Genomic DNA, 13013 nt, shown 5'->3' with positions numbered 1-13013 from the left:
GATCGCATGAAGGAAATTCTCGAAGAACTGGAACGGCGCCGCGACGTCGCCCGCCTCGGCGGCGGCGAGGCGCGCGTCGCCGCCCAGCACAAGCGCGGCAAGCTGACGGCGCGCGAGCGCATCGATCTCTTCCTTGACGAAGGCTCGTTCGAGGAGTTCGACATGTTCGTCGAACACCGCTCCACCGATTTCGGCATGGACAAGAGCCGTATTGCCGGCGACGGCGTCGTCACCGGCTGGGGCACGGTCAATGGCCGCACCGTGTTCGTCTTCGCCAAGGACTTCACCGTCTTCGGCGGCTCGCTGTCTGAAGCGCATGCCGAGAAGATCATGAAGGTGCAGGACATGGCGCTGAAGAACCGCGCGCCGATCGTCGGTATCTATGATGCAGGCGGCGCCCGTATCCAGGAGGGCGTGGCGGCTCTCGGCGGTTATGCCGAGGTGTTCCAGCGCAATGTGCTCGCCTCCGGCGTAATTCCGCAGATCTCGGTGATCATGGGTCCCTGCGCCGGCGGCGACGTCTATTCGCCTGCGATGACCGATTTCATCTTCATGGTGCGGGATACTTCCTACATGTTCGTCACCGGGCCGGACGTGGTGAAAACCGTCACCAACGAGACGGTGACGGCAGAAGAACTCGGCGGCGCCGTGGTGCATACGGTGCGCTCGTCGATTGCCGACGGCGCCTATGAGAATGATGTCGAAACGCTGCTGCAGGTGCGCCGGCTGATCGATTTCCTGCCGCTTTCGAACACGGCGCCGCTACCGGAGATCGAATGTTACCAGTCGGTGACAGATATCGATGCCTCGCTCGATACGCTGGTGCCGGCGAGTTCCAACAAACCTTACGACATCAAGGAACTGATCCGGAAGGTGGCGGACGAGGGGGATTTCTTCGAGATCCAGGCGAGCTTTGCCAAAAACATCGTCTGCGGCTTCGGCCGCGTCGAAGGCTCGACCGTCGGTTTTGTCGCCAACCAGCCGATGGTGCTGGCCGGCGTTCTCGACAGCGACGCCTCGCGCAAGGCGGCCCGTTTCGTCCGCTTCTGCGACTGCTTCAATATTCCGATCGTCACTTTCGTCGACGTGCCGGGCTTCCTGCCGGGTACGGCGCAGGAATATGGCGGCCTCATCAAGCACGGCGCCAAGCTGCTCTTCGCCTATGCCGAGGCGACGGTGCCGAAGCTTACCGTCATCACCCGCAAGGCCTTCGGCGGCGCCTATGACGTGATGGCGTCGAAACACCTGCGCGGCGACCTCAACTATGCCTGGCCGACGGCGCAGATCGCCGTGATGGGCGCCAGGGGCGCCGTCGAGATCATCTTCCGCAAGGATATTGCCGATCCGGAGAAGATCGCCGCTCATACCAAGATGTATGAGGACCGGTTCCTCTCGCCCTTCGTCGCCGCCGAGCGCGGTTATATCGACGAGGTGATCATGCCGCATTCGACCCGGCGGCGGCTGGCGCGCGGTTTGAAGATGCTGCGCAACAAGGATCTCGCCAATCCGTGGAAGAAACACGACAACATTCCGCTTTGACGGCTGGCTGGTGAATAAAACTGTCCGGTCAAACGTTTACCTGCTATCGAAAAAGTGACCGAATGTCAGCGATCCGTGTGTTCAATCCTTGCCGAGGACAGGCTAACGCTCGGTTGTTTCTTGTTAACGAGGGGTTTTAATGTCGATTTTCGACCGTCTTTCCGTCTATCAGCCCTATGGGCTGGCTACTCTCAGGATCATCACCGCACTGCTGTTCATCGAACACGGGACGATGAAGCTTTTCGGTTTCCCGGCTTCGCAGATGTCCGGCGCGCTGTCGCCGCTGATGCTGTTCGCCGCCCTTCTTGAGCTGATCGGCGGCATCCTCATTCTTGTCGGCCTGCTGACGCGCCCTGTCGCCTTCCTGCTGGCCGGTGAAATGGCCGTCGCCTATTTCATGGCGCATGCCCCGAGCAGCTTCTTCCCGGCCGTCAACCAGGGCGATGCCGCGATCCTGTTCTGCTTCGTCTTCCTGTATCTGGTCTTTTCCGGTCCCGGCGCTTTTGCCGTCGATACCCGCAAGACGGTTTGAACTATAAGCCGAGGGGCGTCAGCGGCGCCCCTCGATCTCATATCAGGCGGTAAGCTTGAGGCCGGCGATGCCGGCGACGATCAGCGTGATGCAGGCAAGGCGGGAGACACTTGCCTCATCGCCAAGCAGCCAGATGCCGAGAAAGACGGTGCCGACCGTGCCGATGCCGGTCCAGACCGCATAGGCGGTGCCGATCGGCAGATGCTTCACCGCCAGGCCGAGCAGCACGATGCTGATCACCATCGATATGACGGTCAGCGCCGTCGGTATCGGCCGTGTGAAGCCTTCGGTATATTTAAGGCCGATCGCCCAGCCACATTCAAAAAGACCGGCGAGAAAAAGCAGAAACCAGGCCATGCGACTCTCCTTGTTCAAGAGCGAGGCCGTCCCCGCGACAGTTGCATCCCGGAGGATGCCGCAGTCGTCTGCGATAGTGCCTATATGCGTGAGGAAACGGCCGACTTCAAGGTTGGAATCGGCATGCCTGCCATGCCACCCGTTTCTTGCGAGCCTGTGCGAGCCACATCAATTTTGCCCGCCAGCCTCCGCGGCAAGGCTCTTGGCGCGACGGCAGAGGCGATCGAAGGTTTCGAGGAAGCGTGAGCGGTCCTTCGGGCTGAAGGCGGCGTTGTAGCCCTTGCTCTCGCCGGTTTCGCGCAGGTGCGCGCCGAGATCGCGCATGGCGCTCGCCATGCCGATATTGGTCTCGTCGAAGACGCGCCCCGTGGGGCCGCTGACGAAGGCGCCGGTCGCGACACAGCGCACGGCAAGTGGCACATCGGCGGTGACGACGACATCGCCCGCGCCGGCGCGTTCGGCGATCCAGTTGTCGGCAGCGTCGAAGGCGTTGGAGACGATGACATTGTGGATCATCGGATCGCGCGAGGGGCGCAGGCCGGAATTGGCAACGAAGGTGACTTCGAGGCCGTGACGTTCGGCCACCTTTAGGACTTCCGGCTTTACCGGGCAGGCATCGGCGTCAACATAGATCATGGCAATATCCTCATGCCGGCTGAGTGGCCGGCTGGCGGACCATATCGATATGAGGGATGCCGTCTTCCAGATATTCCTGCGATGTCCCGATAAAGCCGAAGGATTCATAGAAGCGGCGCAGATGAGCCTGCGCCGACAAGGCGATCGGGTTTTCCGGATAAAGCCGCTCGCAAGCGGCGATCGCTTCGCTCATCAGCGCGTCGCCCAGACGCTTGCCGCGATGGGCAGGGGAGACGACCACGCGGCCTATCTTCGACGCATCCCGCGGTTCATGCGGTTTCAGAATCCGCGCCGAGGCCAGCAGTTCGCTACCCTCCAGCAGCCGCAGATGCAGCGCATCGATATCCTTGCCGTCGAGTTCGGGATACGGGCAGTTCTGCTCGACGATGAAAACGTCGACGCGCATTCTCAGGACATCATAGAGTTCCCGCGCGGAAAACTCATCGAAACCCTTGAGATCGGTCGTGTAAGTCGTCGAAGCCATGAATAGAAACCACGCTTAGATGCCTCGCCGGAATGCTGAGGTCTAGGTTTTCCGTATATGTACGACGGGACCGATGACTTCAAGCGAGGAAATAGCTGCTCCCATTTCGGGAATCCGCCTAACCTTCGCGAACGTACTGGTGAAAGTTCAAACCGTACGCATGAGGAGCGTCTGGCGGAGGCTGCTGCGGCTCGGTCGAGTAAACATAGATTCGCCCGGACGCATTAAATCCCACATTCCGACCAATCGTCACGACCATGTCGATAGCCTCGTCATTGTCGCTCGCCCAAGCCTGTATCGAAAAGAAGGCTGCCGAGCCCGCCGTGGTGTCGAAATCCGGGTTGGAGATCATGACCTCTCCGTCTGCGATTACGGTGAAATGGCGGAAAGCCGTTTTCAGCTTCCCGTATCGCAGTTTCAATTTCCAGTTCTTTAGCAAATCCATACGCATTCAAAACGAGTTTTACGCTGCGAGCAGAGGTCCGAATTTGCATCAGCTCGAAGTCCGCCATCAGCCTCAGGCGAATTCCATGATCACGGCATCGACGGCCAGGCTTTCGCCGGCTGCGGCATTAATCTTCGAGACGACGAGATCGCGGTCCGCGCGCAGCACGTTTTCCATCTTCATCGCTTCAACGATCGCAAGCGTCTCACCGGCCTTGACCTCCTGGCCCTCGGCCACCGCGATGGCGACGACGAGGCCGGGCATTGGGCAGAGCAGGAGCTTGGACGTATCGGGCGGCAGCTTCACCGGCATCAGCCTGTCGAGCTCGGCATGACGCGGCGAAAAGACCTTGGCCGTCACTGAAAGTCCCTGCCAGTCGATACGCAAGCCGTTCAGAACGGGGCGGATCTGCGCGGTGACGTCGCGACCGCCGACCTTGCCGTTCCAGACATGGTCGCCCGGTCTCCAATCGGTGACAACATTCCGGCTCTCGCCCTCTGTCGCCCCATCGATCGCGATATCCATATCGAAGGGGATGGTGACGAGGCCGTCGAGCAATCTTGCCGCGACGTGATTGTCGCCGATCTTGACCACCCAATCCTCGCGCAGCGCGCCCGCTGCGGCGCGCAGACGATCGGCGAAACGTTCGCGGCGGTTCGTCTCGATCAGCGAGGCGGAAAGCGCGATGCCGGCAAGCACGGCTTCTTGCGCCGGGTCCGGTTTCATCGGCGCAAAGCCATCGGGATATTCCTCGGCGATGAAGCCTGTGGAAAGCCGGCCCTCGCGCCAGCGCGGATGTTTCATCAGCGCCGACAGGAAAGGAACATTGTGCTCGATACCATCGACGACGAAGCCGTCGAGCGCTTGCCCCATGGCCTCGATCGCTTCCAGCCGCGTCGGCGCCCAGGTGCAGAGCTTGGCGATCATCGGATCGTAATACATCGAGATCTCCGCGCCTTCGAAGACGCCGGTGTCGTTGCGGACGACGACATTGCCGGTCCTGCCTTCCGCCGGCGGCCGGTAGCGCGTCAGGCGGCCGATCGAGGGCAGGAAGTTGCGATAGGGATCCTCGGCATAGAGCCGGCTCTCGACCGCCCAGCCGTCAAGCCTGATATCTCCTTGAGCAAAGGGAAGGGGCTCTCCCGCTGCGACACGGATCATCTGCTCGACGAGATCGATGCCGGTGACGAGTTCGGTCACGGGATGCTCGACCTGCAGGCGGGTGTTCATTTCGAGGAAATAGAATTTGCGGTCCCGGTCGACGATGAATTCGACGGTGCCGGCGCTCTGGTAATCGACGGCTCTCGCCAGCGCCACCGATTGTTCGCCCATCGCCTTGCGGGTCGCTTCGTCGAGGAAGGGCGAGGGCGCCTCTTCCGCCACCTTCTGGTTCCGCCGCTGGATCGAGCATTCGCGCTCGCCGAGATAGACGACGTTGCCATGCGCGTCGGCCAGGACCTGGATCTCGATATGGCGCGGCTCGACGACGAACTTCTCGATAAAGACGCGGTCGTCGCCGAACGAGCTTTTCGCCTCCGAGCGGGCGCGCTCGAAGCCGTCGCGCACTTCCGCCTCGTTCCAGGCAATACGCATGCCCTTGCCGCCGCCACCGGCCGAGGCCTTGATCATGACGGGATAACCGATCCCGCCTGATATTACTTCCGCATGGGCGGCATCCTCGATGATGCCGAGATGGCCGGGCACGGTGGAGACACCGGCGGCATTGGCGAATTTCTTCGATTCGATCTTGTCGCCCATCGCCATGATGGCTTTCGGCTTCGGGCCGATGAAGACGATGCCCTGCTTTTCCAATTCAGCGCAGAAGGAGGCGCGTTCGGACAGGAAGCCGTAGCCGGGATGCACCGCCTCGGCGCCGGTTGCCTTGCAGGCGGCAATGATCTTTTCGGCAACCAGATAACTCTCCGACGCCGCGGCCGGGCCGATATGAACGGCCTCGTCGGCCATCTCGACATGCAGCGCGTCCCGATCCGCATCCGAATAGACCGCGACGGTCAAAATACCGATGCGGCGCGCAGTCTTGATCACGCGGCAGGCGATTTCGCCGCGATTCGCGATCAGGATTTTCTTGAACATCGAGACTCCACCCAGAAATGCATCCCGGAGTTTTATGCACAAAACACCGGAACGCACAATCAGGCTTACGGAGCGTCAGGCGACGGCAGCTTCTGCGACGGGTTCCTCATCGACGATGCGCAGCCAGCGGCTGCGCCGCGGCTCGGCATAGTCGCGCAGCTCGATGGCAGCCATGATCCCCGCCCATTGCGGATGATTGGCGCCGCGCAGCGTTGCCTGCTCGATCTGCTGGAGAACGCCGTATTCGACCGACGAGACGGGGATGACGCCGCCTTCTGCGACGCTTCTGAAGATGCGCATCGCATAGTCGACGTCCTGGCGGGTGATGCCCCGGCGGTCGATGGCGCGCGACAGCTTGTAGCCACCGATATTGTCGGTGATCGCCAGGCGAAGCTGATCAAGGGCGAGCGCTCTCAACTCGACTGGGACATCGGCCGAAATCTCGATGACGTGGAGAATGAGTTCGAGCTCGAGCGCCGAGTTGACGACACCATCGGTCGTGAACATGCGCATGATCCAGGCGACGTTGATTTCATCCAGCGAGCCCTGCGGATAGGTGTAATGGACGATGAAACCGGCGAGCTGCTCCACGAAGAAAGCGTTCCAGTCGGCACATTTTTCAGGGCAGGAATTGTTGAGCGCCAACATCGCCACGACATCGTCGGATGTCCGGATACCCTCCGGAAAACTATGTTTGCGCAGCAGTACTATATCTTCGGCCGTCAGCCGATGCTTGCCGGCCACGACACAGGCCGGAAAAGCGAGACGAAATTCGCTCATGTTTTAACTCCAGGCTTCATCATGAAGCCGGAAACGGTTTTACCGCCTGCGAATTGACGATCCCTCAAGAAGCGGAGTTAACCCGATATTCCCCGTGTCAGGAAGATTTTAACGATTGCGCCTGCAGCCGCTCACGCCAGATGATGAAGAGGCCTGACGCAACGATGATGAAGATGCCGATCCATTTGGAAAAGCTCGGGAAATCGTTGAAAAGCGCATAGCCGAGAACGGTCGCCGAGATGATCTCGAAGTACTGGAACGGCGCAAGCAGCGACAGCGGCGCGAGGCGGAAAGCCCGGACCACGAGCATATGCGCATATCCCGAGATCGAGCCAAGGGCGAGAAGCAGAATAAGGCCGAGGCTGGAGGAGGGCAGGGAGACAGCAAAATCGGCATTGCCGGACCTGTTGCCGAGGAAAAGAGCGGCCGCCATGAAGACCGTTCCGCCGATGCCGGCCATCGTCTGCATGGTCAGCGGCGAATCGGCCTCGCCGATGGCGCGATTGAGGAAGAGATAGAGCGAGAACAGAAAGGCACAGGCGACCGGCAGCAGCGCCTTCACGCCGAAGATTTCGTAGCTCGGCTGAATGACGATCATCGCGCCGCCGAAACCGACGACGATCGCCGTCCAACGCCGCCAGCCGACTTTGTCACCGAGAAACAGCGCCGACAGAGCGGTCAGCATGAAGGGCTCGACGAAATAGATGGCGAAGACATCGGCAAGCGGCATGTATTTGACGGCGACGAAGAACAGCAGGCTCGCACCACCATGCAGCGCCCCGCGCAGCAGGTTCATCCACGGCCGTTTGGCCGAGAGTGCCTTCAGCCCGAACAGGGCGAAAAGAATCGGCAGGGTGCACGCGATCTGGAAGAAGAATCGGTAGAAGGTCACCTGACCCGGCGACATCGCCTCGAAGGTCGCCATGTATTTGGCGATCGCATCCATGGTCGGCAGGATGAACATGGCGCCGGACATGATGGCCATGCCCTGCAGGGAATTTTGATGGGGCTCTGACATGGCTGCTGATTCTTGCGAGGATGACGCCATCAACCATGAGAAGGCCGGGCATTCAAGCTGAGCAATCGCAAATGGCTTCGAAGTGAAAACGAAATCGTCGCTTAGAGAGCGTTTCCCTGAAGGGAAATGGTGCGGTCGAGAAGACTCGAACTTCCACGGGTTGCCCCACAGCGACCTCAACGCTGCGCGTCTACCAATTCCGCCACGACCGCATCGTGGTAGGTGCCGATTTGCGTCGGCGGGGCAGCATGTAGCAAAAGCATCTGGGGTGCACAAGGGCGATATGACAGTTTTTTTGAAAACCGCTCACAGCATTTGAATTGGCCTCGAAACGGGTCCATATAGCTGTGCTGCCGCCCCTTTTTTCAGGCATTTCGGGGAGAGCGGCAAGGAATGGCCATGCTTCGCACCGATCTCGAATTCTCCATGCTTCCCCAACTCGGGACCCCGCCGGTACGCTGGCGCATTGCCGATGGCCTCGTACCCTATGAGGAAGCGGTGGAGACGATGGAGCGCGAGGTGGCGATCATCGCCGATGGCGGTGATGAACTCGTCTGGCTCGTCGAACATCCGCCTCTCTATACTGCCGGCACCAGCGCCAATGCGAGGGACCTCGTCCAGCCGAACCGGTTTCCAGTCTTTGCGACCGGGCGTGGCGGTGAATACACCTATCATGGACCCGGCCAGCGCGTCGCTTACGTCATGCTCGATCTGAAGAGGCGACGTCAGGACGTGCGCGCCTTCGTCGCCGCCCTCGAAGATGTCGTCATTCGTACGCTCGACATGATGAATGTGCGCGGCGAGCGACGTGAAGATCGCGTCGGCGTCTGGGTGCGCCGGCCGGAAAAGCCATTGCTGGCCGATGGGACGATGGCCGAGGACAAGATCGCCGCCCTCGGCATAAGACTGCGGAAATGGGTGACCTTCCACGGGCTGTCGCTCAACGTCGATCCCGATCTCGATCATTTCGGCGGCATCGTGCCCTGCGGGATTTCGGCCTATGGCGTGACCAGCCTCGTCGATCTTGGCTTGCCTGTGATGATGGCTGATGTCGATATGCGGCTGCGCACCGCCTTCGAGACGGTTTTCGGCGAAACGACGGGCGAAATCTGACGTTTAGGGAACATTCGCCGGCGTAGAGATGGATTGAAAAAGAGAGGGCCGATTTCCGGCCCTCTCTTTTATCGGATACCAACCTTTATTGGATCAATGCGTCGCGCGGCATGCTTCGGTGCGGGAGGCGCCGCTGTCTGCACCCTTGGTGTGGGAGCCTTTCGGGCCAATCATGCTGTGGCATGGGGGCAGGCGGTTGATACCGGCCGTTGCGGTCTTGTCGACGACAGGAGTCGCCATGGCGCTTGGGGCGAAGCCGTCACTGTCATTGGTGTAGTCGCTGGAATAGGCTGGCGCCTTATGGCTGCTATAGTGGACTGGGGCCGGCTTTGCCATCGGGCTCGGCGCGAAACCATCGCTGTCGTTGGTGTAGTCGCTGGAATAGGTCGGCTGGGCGAAGGCAGCGCCTGCAAGGCTGACGGCGAACAGGGACGCGGCAAGGGCAAATTTGATGCGCATGGGTCTATCTCCTCAATCTGCTGTTGAATTCCACAACATAAACTAACCCTCGGCACATCCGAGTTCGCGCCCCAATTCAGGCAATTTTGTGATAACATGGCGGCGCAGCCGCGACCATTTGTCCTAATGAAATCACTGTGTTGTCAACGGAATTGACATTCTCGTGACGGAAGCCGCCTAACAGAAATCGGCAATTGGTCTCATGAATAAGACAGTGTTGCTACAATCTTAAATTGTTAACTTTTGGTAATGTTGAGAACGATCATCAAAGGAAGGCGGCAGCCTCCCGTTGATGATCTGCACTGCGCTAATGGTTAGTCCTCATTCGGGATATGCGCGTCGACACCGGTCAGCTGCAGCTTGTTGCGGACATGATGGACGCCGTCGACCGAAAGCGCGCCGAGTTCGACCTTGCGGGCGATGCCGATCGTTTCCACCGAGCCTTCCAGGGTAACAACGTGACCGTCAGCATGAACCTCGACGCTGTCGATATCGACCTCGGGAATGTTTTCGAGATTGTCGTTCACCCGCGCTTCGAGATCGTCGCTTTCATCGCGGTCGATCGTATCGGCGCGCAGCGAATCCTTCAGGCGATTCTCGTTTCCGTCTTCATCCGTGCCATCTATCCGGAAGCCCTTGTTGGGATCGCTGTCGAAATTGGCGGCGGTTTCGCCGTAAGGACGATTGTCCGGACCGCCGGTTCCGGCGCCGCTGCCATCGGCATAGGGCCAGCCGTCGTCGAGATTGCGCTCTTCGAGGTCGCGGTAATCTTCTTCCCGGGAAAGCTCAGGCTTTTCCCGGGAAAACTGGGTCTTGTCACCGATCCTTGCCATTGCATTTGCTCCTTGTTTCTTTGCTGGAAACGCCGGCAGCGGCGAATGGTTCGGTGTGGACGGCAATTTGTCAGCTGTGATTGTCAGCTGCCATTGTTAGCCCTGGGCCTTCTCCCATTTCTTCACGAGACGGTCGCGCTTCAGCCGCGAGAGGCGCTGCAGCCAGAAAATGCCTTCAAGCTGGTCGACTTCGTGCTGGATGCAGATGGCGAGGAAATCTTCGGCACCGTCCTCGTGCACGGCGCCCTCGGTATCCTGATAGCGGAAGCGGATCGCCCGCGGGCGGGTGACCTCGTCTGTCGCGCCGGGCATCGAGACGCTGCCCTCGGTATGGTTCATCGTCTCCTTCGAAAACCAGGTGATATGAGGATTGACGTAAAGGCGCACGCCGTCGGCCTTGTCGAGTTCCAGCACCGTGACACGGCTGAAGACGCCAATATGGGCGGCGGTGATGCCGACACCGGGGGCTGCGCGCATCGTCGCCAGCAGGTCCTCGGCAAGCGCTGTGAGCGAGGAATCAAAGACCGTCACCGGCGCGCAGACAGTCTTCAGGCCCGGATGCGGATAACGCAGGATCGGACGGATGGGCATGGGGCAGGCTTCCTCTGCTTGGACGGGTGAGGAAAACTATCGCCGGCCGCGTGCATTGTCATCACGAACCACGGTTTGCCGCTTTACGACACGGATGCTTTGGGCTAGCAGGGGCCAAGAATTCCGGTTGCGGGAGCCTCGCGCGGGATTTGCTTATCCGCTTGTTGACAATGTGTTTTCGGCCGACATTTTTCGAATGCGGCGCGGCAGTCGTTGAAATTCGAACCAGATGCGAGGGCGGCAGATGACGACGACCGATGGCGAAGACCGCATTCGCAGGCGTCCCGATGACGAGGAAGCCGATATCTACGACGAGGACGGCAATGTCCGCGGCGATTTCCTGGCGCTCGTCGGTGCTGCGATCGCCGACCGCGACACGCTGTTCCTGCGCCAGAACGTTGCCCGCCTGCATGAATCCGAAATAGGCGACCTGCTGGAATCGATCCAGCCGGATCAGCGCCTGGCGCTGGTGCGCCTGCTCGGCGACGATTTCGACATGACGGCGCTGACCGAGGTCGACGAGGCGATCCGCCGCGAAATCGTCGACCAGATGCCGAACGCGCAGATCGCCGCCGCGATCGGCGAGCTCGATTCGGACGATGCCGTCTACATTCTCGAAGACCTCGACAAGGAGGACCGCGAAGAAATTCTCGCGCAGCTGCCGTTCACCGAGCGGGTGCGGCTGCGCCGGGCGCTCGACTATCCCGAAAGCTCGGCCGGGCGCCGCATGCAGACGGAATTCGTCGCCGTGCCGCCATTCTGGACGGTCGGCCAGACGATCGACTACATGCGCGACGAAGAGGATCTGCCCTATTCCTTCTCGCAGATCTTCGTCATCGATCCCACCTTCAAGCTGCTCGGCGCCGTCGATCTGGACCAGATCCTGCGCACCAAGCGGCAGACCAAGATCGAGCAGATCATGCGCGAGACCAACCATCCGGTTCCGGCCGAGATGGACCAGGAGGAGGCGGCCCAGCTCTTCGAGCAGTACGACCTTCTCTCGGCCGCCGTCGTCGACGAAAACGGCCGGCTGGTCGGGGTACTGACCATCGACGACGTCGTCGACGTCATCCACGAGGAGGCGGACGAGGACATCAAGCGCCTCGGCGGCGTCGGCGACGAAGAGCTGTCGGACAATGTGCTTTCGACGGCGCGGTCGCGTTTCCTGTGGCTTTTGATCAACCTCGGCACGGCGATGCTATCGGCCAGCGTTATCGGCCTGTTCGACGCCTCGATCGAGAAGATGATCGCGCTTGCGGTGCTGATGCCGATCGTCGCCTCGATGGGCGGCAATGCCGGCACGCAGACGATGACGGTGACGGTGCGCGCGCTCGCCACCCGCGATCTCGACATCTATAATGCCGGCCGCATCATCCGCAGGGAGGCGGGCGTCGGCATCCTCAACGGCATCGTCTTCGCGACGATCATGGGCGCGATCGCCGGGACCTGGTTCCACGACTACCAGCTCGGCGGGGTGATTGCGGCGGCGATGGTCATCAACCTGATGGCGGCAGCCCTTGCCGGCATCCTGCTGCCGCTGCTGCTCGACAAGATGGGGGCTGACCCGGCGATCGCCTCTTCCGTCTTCGTCACGACGGTGACGGACTGCACCGGCTTCTTCGCCTTTCTTGGTATCGCCACATGGTGGTTCGGCATCTGAACCGCCCAAAAATTGACTATTACGTAAAAGTCAATATTATCGTCTGTCCGACGACGGGGAACACATGCCGGTGAACAAATATTATAGCATAACGGAACTGACGCGCGAATTCGGGGTCTCGACGCGCACGCTGCGCTTCTACGAGGACGAGGGACTGATCCATCCGGAGCGGCGCGGGCGCACGCGTCTGTTCCGGCAAGCCGACCGGCGGCTGATCGGGGAAATCCTGCGCGGCCGGCGCATCGGCTTCACCATCGCGGAGATTCGCGAGATCATCCAGGTTTACAAGGAGCCGCCGGGCGAACTCGGCCAGCTGAAACTCCTGATGAAGCGCGTCGACGAGAAGCGCGACGACCTGCGCCAGAAGCGCAAGGATATCGACGACACGCTGGCGGAACTCGACTCTATCGAAGAGACTTGCCTCGGCCGCCTCGCCGAAATCGGCGTCAACACCTGAAAAGCGGCTAATGGT

The 13013-nt window shown here is 60.6% G+C and carries 15 protein-coding genes and 1 tRNA gene; 5 read left to right on the top strand and 11 right to left on the bottom strand.

Annotated elements, in window-relative coordinates:
- Window positions 1-6: 6 nt before the first annotated feature.
- The gene (locus V8P77_RS26765) at window positions 7-1539 is read left to right on the top strand and encodes an acyl-CoA carboxylase subunit beta (RefSeq protein ID WP_335915037.1); all 1533 of its coding nucleotides are present in this window, start codon (window positions 7-9) and stop codon (window positions 1537-1539) included.
- A gap of 139 nt (window positions 1540-1678) precedes the next feature.
- Entirely contained in the window at window positions 1679-2071 is a 393-nt protein-coding gene (locus V8P77_RS26760) for a DoxX family protein (protein WP_335915036.1), read from the top strand.
- 42 nt (window positions 2072-2113) lie between these two features.
- Here V8P77_RS26760 and sugE read toward each other — a convergent pair whose 3' ends face one another.
- The 8 genes from sugE to V8P77_RS26720 form a co-directional block, all read right to left on the bottom strand.
- On the bottom strand, window positions 2114-2428 hold the full coding sequence (gene sugE, locus V8P77_RS26755; protein WP_025394688.1) for a quaternary ammonium compound efflux SMR transporter SugE: 315 nt from the start codon (window positions 2426-2428) through the stop codon (window positions 2114-2116).
- A 168-nt stretch (window positions 2429-2596) separates the two neighbouring features.
- Complete coding sequence (locus V8P77_RS26750) at window positions 2597-3064, bottom strand: YaiI/YqxD family protein (RefSeq protein WP_025394687.1); 468 nt, start codon at window positions 3062-3064, stop codon at window positions 2597-2599.
- A 10-nt stretch (window positions 3065-3074) separates the two neighbouring features.
- Window positions 3075-3548, bottom strand: coding sequence for a GNAT family N-acetyltransferase (locus V8P77_RS26745; RefSeq protein WP_077978240.1), 474 nt, complete (start codon window positions 3546-3548; stop codon window positions 3075-3077).
- Window positions 3549-3666: 118 nt separating this feature from the next.
- Window positions 3667-3900: a hypothetical protein gene (locus V8P77_RS26740; RefSeq protein WP_197569382.1), complete on the bottom strand. Its 234-nt coding sequence runs from the start codon at window positions 3898-3900 to the stop codon at window positions 3667-3669.
- 165 nt (window positions 3901-4065) lie between these two features.
- A complete protein-coding gene (locus V8P77_RS26735) occupies window positions 4066-6087 on the bottom strand; it encodes an acetyl-CoA carboxylase biotin carboxylase subunit (protein WP_335915033.1) in 2022 nt (673 codons plus the stop codon).
- 75 nt (window positions 6088-6162) lie between these two features.
- Entirely contained in the window at window positions 6163-6867 is a 705-nt protein-coding gene (locus V8P77_RS26730; protein ID WP_335915032.1) for a hypothetical protein, read from the bottom strand.
- Between the two features lie 97 nt (window positions 6868-6964).
- A complete protein-coding gene (locus V8P77_RS26725; RefSeq protein WP_335915031.1) occupies window positions 6965-7915 on the bottom strand; it encodes a DMT family transporter in 951 nt (316 codons plus the stop codon).
- Window positions 7916-8012: 97 nt separating this feature from the next.
- A tRNA-Leu gene (locus V8P77_RS26720) sits at window positions 8013-8097 on the bottom strand.
- Window positions 8098-8278: 181 nt separating this feature from the next.
- Here V8P77_RS26720 and lipB point away from each other — a divergent pair.
- Window positions 8279-8998, top strand: coding sequence for a lipoyl(octanoyl) transferase LipB (gene lipB, locus V8P77_RS26715; RefSeq protein WP_335915030.1), 720 nt, complete (start codon window positions 8279-8281; stop codon window positions 8996-8998).
- Between the two features lie 93 nt (window positions 8999-9091).
- On the opposite strand, the gene V8P77_RS26710 is transcribed toward lipB, so the two are convergent.
- From V8P77_RS26710 to V8P77_RS26700, 3 genes are all read right to left on the bottom strand, one after another.
- Window positions 9092-9457: a hypothetical protein gene (locus V8P77_RS26710; RefSeq protein ID WP_025394680.1), complete on the bottom strand. Its 366-nt coding sequence runs from the start codon at window positions 9455-9457 to the stop codon at window positions 9092-9094.
- A 314-nt stretch (window positions 9458-9771) separates the two neighbouring features.
- Window positions 9772-10290, bottom strand: a complete 519-nt coding sequence (locus tag V8P77_RS26705) for a BON domain-containing protein (RefSeq protein WP_132609323.1) — start codon at window positions 10288-10290, stop codon at window positions 9772-9774.
- 96 nt (window positions 10291-10386) lie between these two features.
- Window positions 10387-10881 (bottom strand): peptide deformylase, encoded by a 495-nt coding sequence (locus V8P77_RS26700; protein ID WP_335915028.1) that lies wholly within the window; start codon window positions 10879-10881, stop codon window positions 10387-10389.
- Window positions 10882-11125: 244 nt separating this feature from the next.
- Here V8P77_RS26700 and mgtE point away from each other — a divergent pair, with 244 nt between their 5' ends.
- Window positions 11126-12541, top strand: a complete 1416-nt coding sequence (mgtE, locus tag V8P77_RS26695; protein ID WP_335915027.1) for a magnesium transporter — start codon at window positions 11126-11128, stop codon at window positions 12539-12541.
- 64 nt (window positions 12542-12605) lie between these two features.
- Window positions 12606-12998: a MerR family transcriptional regulator gene (locus tag V8P77_RS26690; RefSeq protein WP_129422434.1), complete on the top strand. Its 393-nt coding sequence runs from the start codon at window positions 12606-12608 to the stop codon at window positions 12996-12998.
- Window positions 12999-13013 lie beyond the last annotated feature (15 nt).

This window comes from Rhizobium aouanii, assembly GCF_037002925.1.
GTDB classification, from domain to species: Bacteria; Pseudomonadota; Alphaproteobacteria; order Rhizobiales; family Rhizobiaceae; genus Rhizobium; species Rhizobium aouanii.
The sequence above is the reverse complement of the archived record's forward strand: the minus strand, read 5'-3'. Positions and strand labels throughout refer to the sequence as shown.

Bases quoted from the DNA above. Each gene is read 5' to 3' on its own strand.
- V8P77_RS26765 (WP_335915037.1), top strand. From the start codon at position 7: ATGAAGGAAATTCTCGAAGAACTGGAACGGCGCCGCGACGTCGCCCGC.
- V8P77_RS26760 (WP_335915036.1), top strand. From the start codon at position 1,679: ATGTCGATTTTCGACCGTCTTTCCGTCTATCAGCCCTATGGGCTGGCT.
- sugE (WP_025394688.1), bottom strand. From the start codon at position 2,428: ATGGCCTGGTTTCTGCTTTTTCTCGCCGGTCTTTTTGAATGTGGCTGG.
- V8P77_RS26750 (WP_025394687.1), bottom strand. From the start codon at position 3,064: ATGATCTATGTTGACGCCGATGCCTGCCCGGTAAAGCCGGAAGTCCTA.
- V8P77_RS26745 (WP_077978240.1), bottom strand. From the start codon at position 3,548: ATGGCTTCGACGACTTACACGACCGATCTCAAGGGTTTCGATGAGTTT.
- V8P77_RS26740 (WP_197569382.1), bottom strand. From the start codon at position 3,900: ATGATCTCCAACCCGGATTTCGACACCACGGCGGGCTCGGCAGCCTTC.
- V8P77_RS26735 (WP_335915033.1), bottom strand. From the start codon at position 6,087: ATGTTCAAGAAAATCCTGATCGCGAATCGCGGCGAAATCGCCTGCCGC.
- V8P77_RS26730 (WP_335915032.1), bottom strand. From the start codon at position 6,867: ATGAGCGAATTTCGTCTCGCTTTTCCGGCCTGTGTCGTGGCCGGCAAG.
- V8P77_RS26725 (WP_335915031.1), bottom strand. From the start codon at position 7,915: ATGGCGTCATCCTCGCAAGAATCAGCAGCCATGTCAGAGCCCCATCAA.
- lipB (WP_335915030.1), top strand. From the start codon at position 8,279: ATGGCCATGCTTCGCACCGATCTCGAATTCTCCATGCTTCCCCAACTC.
- V8P77_RS26710 (WP_025394680.1), bottom strand. From the start codon at position 9,457: ATGCGCATCAAATTTGCCCTTGCCGCGTCCCTGTTCGCCGTCAGCCTT.
- V8P77_RS26705 (WP_132609323.1), bottom strand. From the start codon at position 10,290: ATGGCAAGGATCGGTGACAAGACCCAGTTTTCCCGGGAAAAGCCTGAG.
- V8P77_RS26700 (WP_335915028.1), bottom strand. From the start codon at position 10,881: ATGCCCATCCGTCCGATCCTGCGTTATCCGCATCCGGGCCTGAAGACT.
- mgtE (WP_335915027.1), top strand. From the start codon at position 11,126: ATGACGACGACCGATGGCGAAGACCGCATTCGCAGGCGTCCCGATGAC.
- V8P77_RS26690 (WP_129422434.1), top strand. From the start codon at position 12,606: ATGCCGGTGAACAAATATTATAGCATAACGGAACTGACGCGCGAATTC.